Raw genomic sequence first — 12,753 nt, forward strand, 5'->3', positions numbered from 1 at the left:
TTACACCTCTTTTTTTGTTTGAGTTTCGTCATCTTCATAAACATTTAGGCGACTTTCAAGACTGTTTTCATCTTCATAAGATTTAATGATAGCACGAACTCTTTCGCCTTCGATTGTCTCCTCTTCATAAAGTGCCGATACCATATTTTCTATCGCACCATTATATGTTTTAAGTGTATCTATCACGGCGTTATAACGCTTCTCAAGCATATTTTTAACAAACTCATCTACCTTTTCAGCCATCTTGTCACTATAATCTTTTATCGTTTGTCCGCCATTTAAAAAAGTATTTCTCTGTTTTTCAAGTACCATTAGACCGGCTACATCACTCATGCCATACATACTTATCATAGCTTTTATGATATCAGTTGCACGTTCAAGATCATTGCTAGCACCAGTTGAAATTTCTTTTATAAAGACTTCTTCTGCTGCACGACCACCTAGCAATACATCGACCTCTGCAATAAGCTCATGTTTTTGCATTAAAAATTTATTCTCCTCAGGTGTATTTAACGTATAACCCAAAGCTGCCAAACCACGCGGAACTATAGAAACTTTTGTAACACGTTTTGCACCCTTTGTGACCTCAGCTATAAGAGCATGTCCGCATTCGTGATATGTTACTATTCGTTTCTCTTTTGGATTTACACGACGAGATTTCTTCTCAAGACCAGCTATAGAACGCTCGACGGCCTCAACTAAATCAGCTTGTTCTACTACTGGTTTTGACTTACGACCAGCCAAAAGAGCTGCTTCATTTATGATATTTTCAAGATCTGCACCAGCTAAGCCAGTAGTAAGTCGCCCTATCTCTTCAAGATCAACATCTTTTGAAATTTTTACATCTTTCATATGAACTTTTAATATATCGCAACGTCCCTTAAAATCAGGCTTATCCACAAGCACTTGCCTATCAAAACGACCTGGTCGTAAAAGTGCGGCGTCTAAAATTTCAGGACGATTTGTTGCAGCGATGACGATAACTGGTGACTTATCCGCATCAAAGCCATCCATCTCTGAAAGTAGCTGATTTAGAGTTTGTTCACGTTCATCGTTTCCGCCCATTGGTCCGCTATTACGACTCTTGCCTATCGCGTCTATCTCATCTATAAAGACAATCGCAGGAGCTTCTTTTTTTGCATTTTCAAACAGATCTCTAACACGGCTTGCACCAACACCCACAAACATCTCTATAAAACTAGATGCAGACATTGAAAAAAATGGCACATCAGCCTCACCAGCAACTGCACGTGCAAGTAACGTTTTACCAGTGCCTGGAGGTCCGACAAGTAAAATTCCTTTAGGAATTTTTGCACCCAAATTTAGGTATTTATCTGGACTTTTGAGATAATCAACTATCTCTTGAACCTCTTCTTTTGCCTCTTCTACACCTGCTACATTATCAAATTTTACATTTGGTTTTTCAGAATTTATAAGTTTTTTAGCACTTCCTATGCCTAGGATGCCACTACCCATATTTCGCTGCATCCTACTTGCAAGCAACATCCAAATTCCAAAAAATATAAACACTGGAAGCACCCATGAAAATAGCAACTCGCTAAACCAGTTTGTATCGCTATATGCACTATATTCTATACCGTTTTGCTCTAAAAGAGGTATGAGAGTATGATCGCTCACACGCCTTATTACATATATGTTTTTATCTATTCCAGCAGCCTTTATAGTATTGTCAGATATGGCGACTTCAGATACTTGTTTTGCCTTTACCATATTCTTAAAATCAGAATATGATATGACTTTACTTTGCGACTGACCTATATTCATAGCTGTCATACTATCACCAGTAAAACTCCTAAACGCCAGGACGATAATGATAGCAAAAATAGCAAATATTAATATAGGATTTTTATTAAAAAACCCATTGTTATTATTACTGTTGTTTTGTTGATTATTATTCATCTGTTTCCTTGATTATTTTTTAAAGACAAAGCTCAACCAGTCGTTTAGCTGTCTCATTTCAACTAGCTCAAGCTCATTAAATGTCTGCTTTATACGCTCTTTATATATGTTTAAAATTCCACTAAGAATTAGATATGCTCCATCCTTTAATGACGATTTTAACTCTTTAGAGAGCATAAAGATAACATCTGCGATGATATTTGCTACGACTATGTCATATTTTTCGCTCATATCTGTAACTGAGCCAGTCCAAATTTTATTAAATTTTACATTATTTAAATTTGCATTTGATATTGAGCTATCAACAGCTTGTTCGTCTGTATCACACGCATCTACAACGCAACCGAGTTTGGCTAAAACTATGCTTAGTATGCCACTACCACAACCTACATCAAGGGCTCTTGCTCCATCTTTAGCATACTTTTGTAAAAATGACACGCAAGAATTTGTGCTTTCATGATGACCTGAGCCAAATGCCAAAGCTGGATCGATAATGATATTTGTAACACCACTTTTAGGTTCTTCCCAGCTTGGATGAATATAAATTCTATCTATAAGTATAGGCTTTACCGCCTTTTTATACTCATTTATCCAGTCGCGATTTTGTTTTATTTCTAAATTTATTTGCAGATCATTTGGCTTATTTGCCATTGTGCTAAGACGTGATACATACTCATTAATGCCCCACGAAAGCTCACTTAAATCATCTTCGTCACGCACGATGATAGCACCGCCTAACTCCTCAACACAGATAACGCCAAACGAGAACAAAAGCTCTAAAATCTCATCATAAAAATGTACCGAGCAAATGCTTAGCTCATAAAATTTATCTCTCATCAACTAAGAACGTCTTCGAGCTTCTCTTTTAAAACTTGTGGAGTAAAAGGCTTAACTATATAGTTATTTACACCAGCTTTTAATGCTGTGATAACTTCAGCTTTGCCACCTTCAGTTGTTACCATTATAATAGGCATATCTACATATTTTGCATCTGCACGAACCTTTTTGACTAGCTCAAGACCATTCATCTCAGGCATATTCCAATCAGTTATAAGCACATCAATGCCCTCGTTTACACTCATTATATTCCAAGCTTCAAGCCCATGCTCTGCTTCTAAAATATCTTGATGACCTAGTCTTTGTAGAGTATTTTTTATAATTCTTCTCATTGTCGAGCTATCATCTACAACTAAAATCTTCACATAATATCCTTTTTTTAGTAGAAATGCATCTATTTTATCAAAATTTATATTTATCAAAGCTTTAAAAATTATAAAACTTTTCTAAACGCCTCTTTTAGATCTATCAAGCCCTCATAATATGCCTTTCCAACGATCACTCCAGCTATCTCGCTATTTTTAATGAGTTGCTCTATATCACTCATATCTTTAACACCACCACTAGCTATCGTATCTATGCCACTTGCGCGTGCCATATCAAGCGTAAAGTCTAAATTTACACCGCCTAGCATACCATCTTTATTTATATCAGTGCAGATGATAGCTCTTACTCCAGCATCTGCAAATTTAGTCGCCAACTCAGTCGCTCTCATCTGCGACACCTTAGCCCAGCCTTGTGTCGCGACAAAGCCGTCTTTAGCGTCTATCCCAACTACAATAGGATATGTTTTAGCCATTTTTAGGACAAATTCTGGATCATTTAAAGCAATTGAGCCTAGTATCACACGCTCCACACCAAGATCTAAGTAACATTTGATACGCTCTTTATCGCGTATACCACCACCAACTTGGACTTTTAAATTTGTAGAGCGAATTATCTTTTCTATAGTGTTAAAATTTATCATCTCTCCGACAAATGCTCCATCTAGATCAACAACATGAAGCCACTTTGCACCAAAATCTTGAAAAATTTTAGCCTGATCGCTTGGTGAGTTATTATAAATCTTTGCACTATCCATAAGACCTTTGCTAAGCCTTACAACCTTACCATCTTTTAGATCAATAGCTGGAAAAATTTCCATTAAAGCTCCTTAAAATTCGATAGTATTTTTAGTCCAACATTGTGGCTTTTCTCTGGATGTGGCTGAAAACCATAAACATTTTCATACACCACCGCACTTACAAACTCATAGCCGTATTCACTCTTTGCTAACACAAATTTATCATCACAAATGGCGTGATAGCTGTGTACAAAGTAAAGATATTCATCATCTTTTAGCCCTGTATTGATTGGAGTTTGTTTTATAAATTTCATAGTATTCCAGCCAACATGTGGTATCTTAAGTGGCGAGTTGAATTTGGATATATCAAATTTAACCACTCTACCTTCAATTAGCCCAAGTCCATCGTTTTTACCAAACTCATCACTTGTTTCAAAAAGCAGCTGCATACCAAGACAAATTCCTAAAAATGGTCTTCCGCTTTTGACAAACTCACTTATCGCATCATCTAAATTTGTAGCCCTTAGCTTAGTCATTGCTTCACCAAACGCCCCAACGCCGGGCAAAATTACCCTATCATATTTAATAAGCCTCTCAGGCTCATTCACTAGCTCACACTTTGAGCCTAAAAGTTCAAATGCGTTTATCACGCTTCTGATATTACCAGCTCCATAATCAACAATACCTATCATCTACTATCCTGCTTTTTCACACTAAACAGATACACACTAAGCGAGATCATTAGTAAAGCAACGCCACAGATTAGATAGATCGCATTTATGATATTTTCAGGAGCGGTGATAGCAAATTTAAAGACAAGCATAAGTGCTTCAATCGCAAGTGCAATTATTATAGAACCGATAAATCGCACCATAGTTTTATATATCATCACATTATCATCGTGGTTTTTACCTAGCACTTCTGCTTCAAATATCATCTTAACCAAATCAAAAATTGCTAGTGCAAGAGTAAGAATAATAGTTGATTCAAAAATTTCTTCTATATTGATATGTTCTATATTTTTTGATAAAAAACTCTGTGTAGCATGGTAAAATAAAAATATACATATCATAAAAAGTGCCATACAAAATAGCGAATACACCGTGCGTAAAAACTTGCCAAAGTAGTTTTCTATTCTACCTGGATTAACTATATTTAAGATATTTGAAAGGCTAACATCAATGCAAACTATAAATTTAAGTTCATTTTTATCATCATAAATCGGCATACTAGCAGTAACGCAAAGCTCTCCATTTAACGATGATGGATATGGATCAGTTAGCACACATCGTCTCTCACGCACCGCTCGGTAGTAATACGCCTTATTTGAGCGATTTTCACCCATGCCAGTTATATAGTCTGGGTTAAGACTTATCGTATCTTTTAGCTGCACTCCATTTGCATCAAGCACATAAAATGCGTCAAAGTTCTCTATCTCATGCCCTATCTTATCAAATCCTATAAGTATGGCATCAAGTGACACGCCAGGTAGGTGATTTGGGATATTTCTATTAAAAATATAACTAAGATATGCACGTGCTTTGTAACGTATCTCGCTAAAACGTTGAATCTCTTTTATAACCAAATTTATCCTTTCAAATTTAGTGCATGGTTAAACTCAGGCACTATCTGTTTGAGTGCGTTTACGATACTCTCATCATCTTGTAGCTTTAAAATTTGTTCTATCTGCTCGTTTAAAAGTGTTAAATCATATGGCTCAGATCTTGTTACAAATATACTTTCAAATTTTGTCTGTGCGTCATTTTCATTTATCAAAAGCTCCTCATAAAGCTTCTCACCAGTCCTAAGTCCAACAAACTCGATACCTAAATGCTCTTTTTTAGACAATAACAACATCTTTTTAGCCAAATCGACTATCTTTATTGGCTCACCCATATCAAGTACGAAAAGTTCGCCACCATCAGCTATAGAAGCAGCTTGAAGTACCAACTGGCACGCTTCAGATGTTAGCATAAAATAGCGTGTGATCTCTGGGTGTGTTACGGTTAGTGGCTTGTTTGCTGCGATCTGAGCCTTAAATTTTGGTATAACTGAACCGCTTGAGCCAAGCACATTACCAAAGCGAACGCAAACTATCTCACAAACACCTTGCTCGTTTGAGTTTAGTGCGTAAAGCTCACAGACGCGTTTTGTAGTTCCCATGATATTTGTCGGACGCACAGCTTTATCAGATGAGATGACAACGACCTTTTTTACACCATATTTTTTAGATAAGTCTATTACATTTTTAGTGCCGAGTATATTGTTTTCAACTGCTGAATGTGGATTAAGCTCGCAAAGTGGAACATGCTTATAAGCGGCTACATGAATGACGATTTGTGAACTAAACTCAATAAAAATTTTCTCAAGTTCATCTAAATGCACAATATTTACAAGCTTACTAATCGTTCGTTCATCGTGTGTGTCTTCACCTATTTTATAAAGATTATACTCACTATGATCGACCATTATGAGCTGCTTTACACCAAATTTCAAACACTGTTTTACAATCTCACTACCTATACTACCGCCAGCTCCGGTAACTAATACAACTTTATCTTTTAAAAATTTAGATATAATCTCAGGATTTAAGTCTTTTGGTTTTCTAGCCAATAAATCTTCAATAGAAATATCCTTTATCGGTTCATTTTCTACCAAAGAAAATAGCTTGACATCGCGTATGCCATATCCTGTGAGTTCATCAAAAACTACTTGTAATTCATCTTGTGTGAGTGCGAGTGCTATGATAGCGGTTTTAACATTATAATCCTTAATCAAATTTGGTATCTCACGCTTATCTTGCACCAAATGCCCATCACAATACGTGCCAACAAGATCGCTCCTACCATCAACTACACCAACCGCATAATAGTCCAAATAACCCTGTCTTAGCCCATTTAATACATGTATCGCCTTTGTAGTCGCACCAAAAACTATACAAGGCTCACCCTTATGTGGCTTTGTTGAAAAGTCGAGAAACATACGCTTTGAGATACGCAAAAAGCCTATAAGCAGGCAAGATATGAGCAGATCTATCTGTATGACACTGATAGGGTATGGCTCAAAAAAACCTGAAAATATAAAGAAAACTAGCCAAAAAATAGTCGCCGCACATATATGTGCTAAGAAAATTTTACGTGCCTCGTTAAGTCCGAAAAATCGCCACGGTACTTTATAAATTTTAAATAACCACATAAAAAATAGCTTAAAAAATGCTAAAAGCACCATAGTAACAAATAAACCGCTATAAAAAATTTCAGGGATATTACCATTAAATCGTAAAAGATAAGCAATATAGATCGATGTGATAAATACCACCAAATCAGCAATCATAAAAAATATAAGTCGTTTTAGTTTTGTTGCTTTAAACATCTATAAATTTTCCTTCACGATCTCAATCACTCGTTGCTGCGTCTCTTCACTCATATCACTTCCACTTGGCAGACAGATGCCACGATTAAACAGCTCTTCACTAGTGCCATCAACAAATTTAAGAGCATCTTTGAATATAGGTTGAAGGTGCATAGGTTTCCAAAGCGGACGGCTCTCTATATTTTCTTTAGCCAATGCGTCAATGACTTTTAAATGCAAATTTTGTTTAGCAAACACACCAGTTGTAAGCCATCTGTTGCCACGCGAATTTTCAAGCTCAGGCATAAACTCCATTAAATTTGATAGCCCATTTTTATAAATTTCAAATACTTTTCTTTTAGCCGCCACTCTATTTTCAAGCACTTGCATCTGTGCTACACCAATAGCTCCAAGCACGTTGCTAAGGCGGTAGTTATAGCCATAGTCTTTATGTTCGTAATGAAGTAGTGGTTCACGTGCTTGAGTACTGTAATACCTAGCTTTACTTACCAAACTCTCATCTCCAACGAGCATTCCGCCACCTGATGTTGTGATGATTTTGTTGCCATTAAAACTATAAATACCAAGCTCTCCAAATGTCCCAAGTGCCTTGCCACAGTAAAATCCACCAAGTGCCTCAGCTGCATCTTCAACCAAAGCGATGTTTTCATTTTTACAAATTTCACAAATTTCTTTCATCTTTGATGCTTGCCCGTAAAGATGCGTTACTACAAGAGCTTTTGGCTTTTTTGGTAAATTTATAATTGCCTTTTTAAGTAGCTCTGGGCTTAGATTCCAACTCTCATCACAGTCTATAAAAACCGGAGTCGCCTTTTCATACATTATTGGATTAACCGAGGCAGCAAAAGTAAAGCTAGAAGCTAGAACAAAATCGCCCTGTCTTACGCCTAAAACTCGCAAAGCTAGATGAAGTCCAGCTGTGCCAGAGCTAAGTGCGAGTGCATCATTTGCACCTATATAATCCTTAATACTCTTTTCAAATTTATTTACATACTCACCAAGCGGAGCAATGTAGTTACTTTTAAATACCTCTGCGATGTATTCTTGCTCGCGTCCGCTCATATTTGGTGGAGATAAAAAAACTCTATCCACGTTATATCCTTTTAAAGCTATTATATCACTTTTTATAAATTTTATACTTTAAGTCTAGCTGGAACGCCGTAAGCCTTTGAATTATTTGGTATATCTCGCACGACTACACTTCCAGCACCTATTACGCAACTGTTTCCGATACTTATATTTTGAATAATACAAGCACCGATACCAATATGCGTAAAATCCCCTACCTTAACTGCTCCAGCAAGTGTGGCATTTGGGCTTATGTGAGCAAATTCACCGATGAGACATTCATGCTCTATTATAGCTGCTGAGTTGATTATCGCACCTTGTTTTATCAATGCTTTTGCATTTATAACGGCATTTGGCATGACAACCACACCACGCTCTATAACTGCACTTTGGCTTATGACTGCACTTGGGTGCATTAAGCTAACTAGGTTAAACCCACTCGCAACCACCTTTTTAGCTAAAATTTCACGTGTAGTGTTTGCTCCAACTGCGATAATGATGTCAGCTTTTGGTAAATTTGGTTTAAATTTTATCTTCTTGGCATCATCTAAAAATACAATCTCATCGTATCCACATGCCCTTGCGATATCAGCTACAACCAGCCCATGACCACTAGCTCCATATATGTATATACGCTTAGTTTGAACCATTAAATTTCTCCGTCGTAGCCATACCATCTTTGCTAATACCACTTTGCTTTAGTACCTTTTGAATGGTTAAGATAGCAATTTTAACATCCATTTTAAAGCTTACATTTTGCACATACTCAATATCATAGGCAAATTTTTGCTCCCAGCTTATGGCATTTCTGCCATTTACCTGAGCAAGTCCTGTGATGCCTGGACGCACGTCATGGCGGTGCTTTTGTGTATCATTATAAAGAGGTAGGTATTCTACAAGCAATGGGCGAGGTCCGATGAAGCTCATATCTCCCTTTAACACATTAAATAACTGTGGTAACTCATCAAGACTAAGTGAGCGGATAAAGCGACCAAATTTATTAAGGCGAAGTTCATCACTTAAGAGCTCTCCGTCTGCACCACACTCATCACTCATCGTTTTAAATTTATAGATTACAAATATTTTTTCGTTTAATCCAGGTCTATTTTGAGTAAAAATAACATCACGACTGACTTTAAAATATATCAAAATCGCCGTTATAACGATAAAAGGTGCAGTTAAAATAAGTAAAAAAATCGCCCCGACAACGTCTAAAAATCGCTTAAAAAATGCCCTATACATCTATAAATTTCCTATAAATTTCTATATATTTTTGTGCTATATCTCTCTCATCAAATTCTTTTACTGCCATATCTCTACCATTTTGTCCTAATCTAACGCAAAGAGGCTCATCATCAAGCAAACATTCTATCTTTTCGGCTAAATTTGCCCCATCTGCCACACGACATAAAAGTCCATTTACGCATGCTGATACAGCTTCATTACAACCCTGCACATCAGTAGTAACAACGGCTTTACCCATACTCATCGCCTCTAAGATCGTGCGTGGAAAGCCCTCTTTATAACTTGGTAAAACAAACACATAACAAGCCTTTAAAAGCTCAGCTATATCATTACGAGGACCTAAATATCGGACATTTCCACTTTGTAAAAACTCTAAATTCGCAGCTGATTTATTATCATCAAGACCACCCACATATACAAACTCACAGTCATTGCGATCTTTTAAGATCTCTGCTGCCTTATAAAACTCACGCACACCCTTGTGCCAAATAGCACGTGCTATCATAAGCACAATCTTTTTATCGCTTATTTTAGTAGCATTAATAACGTTTGGATCAAATTTATGAGTATCGACACCAACACTTTTTATCTTATAAATTTTATCTTCTTTTATCAATTTATGTGATAAAAAATATTCAGGATCGGCATCATTGACAAATACACAACCATCAGATCGCTTCAAGCTCATTTTATAAAGTCGTTCAATCGCGTAGCGAACCAAACGTGTTTTAAGGTCATTATCTATATAAAAGCTGCCAAGACCTTCAACTAAATTTATAACGTGCTTTATTCCTGCTTTTTTGGCAGCAAATGTGCCAAATACATTTGACTTATGGGCTGATGTCTGGAGCAGATCTAGATTTAAAATTTCAAGCGTTTGAGCTAGTAAGTTTGTATCTGTAATGACTTTGAGTGGGTTTAAGCTTACTCTATCAAGTTCATAAGCCACTAAGTGAAAATCAGCAGCAACCTCATCAGTATAATCGCCCTTTGGAGCGATAGCAAAGACTTCGTGTCCTGCGTCCTTTAAAGCTTGCATTATAGGTCTACGAAAAAGGTGTAAACTCGTATCTGAGTGAGATAAAAATCCTATGCGTGCCATTGCTCTTGCCTTTTAAAATTTAAATTTAAATCAACTTGTGTCATATGCTACCTTTTTAATTTATAAATTTTTGCCACACTATCAAGCACTACAGGTTCAAATAGTCGTTCATCATACCGCTCAAGCACGAAAAGCTGTATATAAACACTATAAAATATACTCTCATCCATTATCAAAAACCGCCCACTATCACGCATAAACACACCATAAAATTTAGAGCTTTCATCGTTTTTATACTCTCTCACATTTAAGTTGCCCTTTGCGTCCGTTTCAGTCTCAAAAAAGCTATTTAGGCTCATCTGTGTGCCATTATAGCTTAATGTACTTAGATCATTTGATATGATAAACCCATTACTTAAACTCACGCCTTTATCGTCTTGCAAACGTGCAGAAGATATAAAAAACAGCCCATCATCACGCTCTTTGCCAGTATTTAAATCAAGCCTACTAAACTGCAAAATAGTAGGAAATATGTTTAGCATTCGCTCTGGTAAATAGTAATAAATTTCACGAGTTTTTGGAGGTGGCGTAAATCCGATATCACCCAAAGAGTGTAAAAATGCATTTACATCAGTGCTATTTGTCTCACTCATCATCTTATTTAAATTAGCACCAAATCTCTCTTTGAAATTTCGCTCAGTGTATTCAACCTCAAGTCGTGCCATATTTGCCGAGCTTATCTGATCAGCCCCAAGCGCAAAACTAACGGCAAAGTTATCCTTCCCAAGGTGTTTTCCACCGTCTATGAGCGTCTTTACATCGCTATAATATCTAATCGGATAACCATAATCCCACCATGCAAGAGCATAATCTTCGCGTTTAGCCAAGTCTTTAAATTTGTCTAAAATTTCAACTTCGCTTCGCATAAAAACCGGAGATGCCTTGTAATGATAGATATGACTTGCCACCGGTAGTAATGCACAAAGTATCATCATAGCGTATCCGACGATAAATATCGCACCGTTTAACTTAAATAAATTTAAAATCCAAACAGCAAAATACCCAAAGCCAAGAGCCATTATAGGCACAGCATAAATAGTAAATCTAAGTCCACTTTTAAGTGCTAAAAATCCAAGTGCAACCATACCAAGTGTGATAATAAATGAGCGGTGGTGAAAGCAAAATAGCACGACGCCAAATAATGAAAGAGCAAATGTAACCACATGTCCGCTTATACGTTCACAAAATAGCACGAGATCAACAATGCCTGATTCTTGTATGGTTTGATTGACATTAAAATAATGAAATGCTAAATCGCTACTCTCAGCAACCGAGCGAAATACATAAAATTTAAGCTGAAATATTATTGGATTTAATCCACCACAAATAGTAAAAATAGCAAAAACTAATACTAAAATCGCAAATATAAACTTAAAACCAAGTCTCTCTTTTTGGTATAAAATAGCGATATAAATCACCAAAATTAGTCCAAATTTAAGATAAAAATTTAAATTTGTAATCGCTAATATCATTAACGCTATCTGTGCATAAAATAGTAATTCTTTACGTTCAAATATAATCGTATATAACAAAAACAATACAATCGTAACACTAAGAAGAGAAAAGGCACTAGCATACCACCACATATAAATGAGTGTAAAAAATGGAGCAATTAAAATGTCGCTCACTCTTTTACGTTCACACATACGCACCAAACCCCAAAGCACAAAGACACTAAGCGGGATGATAAGCATATCAGTATCATAATACCCTGCCATCGTACGGTTATAATAGCTATTTGCCACAGTGGCTAAAAGTGCCGCAACAAACCCTACTTTATAAGACTTGTATTCATTTGCTATTAAAGCTACACCGACAACTACAAGTGAGCTAAAAAACACGCTCATATAAAGCATCGCAGACTCAATACTAACGCCAAAAAGCCTTACTATCCACGCTGTGAGCTTTGCAAGTGGGTAATCCACATAGCTAAGGTCATTTGGCTGATGAAAACCAGCGAGTATGTCCCTAGCACCCTCAGCAAAGGCATAACCGTCATTTGTACTTATCATAAGCTCGTTATTCCAAAAAAATGGCTCATAGCCACTAGCCCACGCTACCCAATAAAGCCGTGCCAAAACGCTAAAAATAAAGGCAAAAGCGATGATAAAAAATAGTTTTACACTCTCATTTTGCACGTTTTTAG

General features: G+C 36.5%; 12 protein-coding genes. All 12 read right to left on the minus strand.

The annotated features are described in order from the left end of the window. Complete coding sequence (ftsH, locus tag KDE13_RS02305) at nucleotides 1-1,920, minus strand: ATP-dependent zinc metalloprotease FtsH (protein WP_212141613.1); 1,920 nt, start codon at nucleotides 1,918-1,920, stop codon at nucleotides 1-3. Between the two features lie 12 nt (nucleotides 1,921-1,932). Continuing rightward, nucleotides 1,933-2,757, minus strand: a complete 825-nt coding sequence (locus KDE13_RS02310) for a 50S ribosomal protein L11 methyltransferase (RefSeq protein WP_212140017.1) — start codon at nucleotides 2,755-2,757, stop codon at nucleotides 1,933-1,935. Next, nucleotides 2,757-3,122 (minus strand): chemotaxis response regulator CheY, encoded by a 366-nt coding sequence (locus KDE13_RS02315; protein ID WP_212140016.1) that lies wholly within the window; start codon nucleotides 3,120-3,122, stop codon nucleotides 2,757-2,759. The genes KDE13_RS02310 and KDE13_RS02315 overlap by 1 nt, the downstream gene beginning before the upstream one ends. A 68-nt stretch (nucleotides 3,123-3,190) precedes the next feature. Then, nucleotides 3,191-3,901 (minus strand): 1-(5-phosphoribosyl)-5-[(5-phosphoribosylamino)methylideneamino]imidazole-4-carboxamide isomerase, encoded by a 711-nt coding sequence (gene hisA / locus KDE13_RS02320; RefSeq protein ID WP_212142736.1) that lies wholly within the window; start codon nucleotides 3,899-3,901, stop codon nucleotides 3,191-3,193. Next, complete coding sequence (gene hisH / locus KDE13_RS02325) at nucleotides 3,901-4,512, minus strand: imidazole glycerol phosphate synthase subunit HisH (RefSeq protein ID WP_212140014.1); 612 nt, start codon at nucleotides 4,510-4,512, stop codon at nucleotides 3,901-3,903. The genes hisA and hisH overlap by 1 nt, the downstream gene beginning before the upstream one ends. Beyond that, the gene (locus KDE13_RS02330) at nucleotides 4,509-5,405 is read right to left on the minus strand and encodes a PDC sensor domain-containing protein (protein ID WP_212140013.1); all 897 of its coding nucleotides are present in this window, start codon (nucleotides 5,403-5,405) and stop codon (nucleotides 4,509-4,511) included. The genes hisH and KDE13_RS02330 overlap by 4 nt, the downstream gene beginning before the upstream one ends. Nucleotides 5,406-5,407: 2 nt before the next feature. After that, complete coding sequence (gene pglF, locus KDE13_RS02335; RefSeq protein ID WP_212142737.1) at nucleotides 5,408-7,192, minus strand: UDP-N-acetylglucosamine 4,6-dehydratase (configuration-retaining); 1,785 nt, start codon at nucleotides 7,190-7,192, stop codon at nucleotides 5,408-5,410. Beyond that, complete coding sequence (gene pglE, locus KDE13_RS02340; protein WP_212142738.1) at nucleotides 7,193-8,284, minus strand: UDP-N-acetylbacillosamine transaminase; 1,092 nt, start codon at nucleotides 8,282-8,284, stop codon at nucleotides 7,193-7,195. A gap of 41 nt (nucleotides 8,285-8,325) precedes the next feature. After that, the gene (locus tag KDE13_RS02345; protein WP_212140010.1) at nucleotides 8,326-8,910 is read right to left on the minus strand and encodes an acetyltransferase; all 585 of its coding nucleotides are present in this window, start codon (nucleotides 8,908-8,910) and stop codon (nucleotides 8,326-8,328) included. Next, entirely contained in the window at nucleotides 8,897-9,502 is a 606-nt protein-coding gene (locus KDE13_RS02350) for a sugar transferase (protein ID WP_212140009.1), read from the minus strand. Before KDE13_RS02350 ends, KDE13_RS02345 begins: the two co-directional genes overlap by 14 nt. Further along, entirely contained in the window at nucleotides 9,495-10,607 is a 1,113-nt protein-coding gene (locus KDE13_RS02355) for a glycosyltransferase family 4 protein (protein WP_212142739.1), read from the minus strand. The genes KDE13_RS02350 and KDE13_RS02355 overlap by 8 nt, the downstream gene beginning before the upstream one ends. Nucleotides 10,608-10,654: 47 nt before the next feature. Further along, entirely contained in the window at nucleotides 10,655-12,745 is a 2,091-nt protein-coding gene (locus tag KDE13_RS02360; protein ID WP_420838374.1) for an STT3 domain-containing protein, read from the minus strand. Nucleotides 12,746-12,753: the final 8 nt, after the last annotated feature.

Origin of the sequence: Campylobacter anatolicus, from assembly GCF_018145655.1 — a bacterium.
Taxonomy (GTDB): Bacteria; Campylobacterota; Campylobacteria; order Campylobacterales; family Campylobacteraceae; genus Campylobacter_A; species Campylobacter_A anatolicus.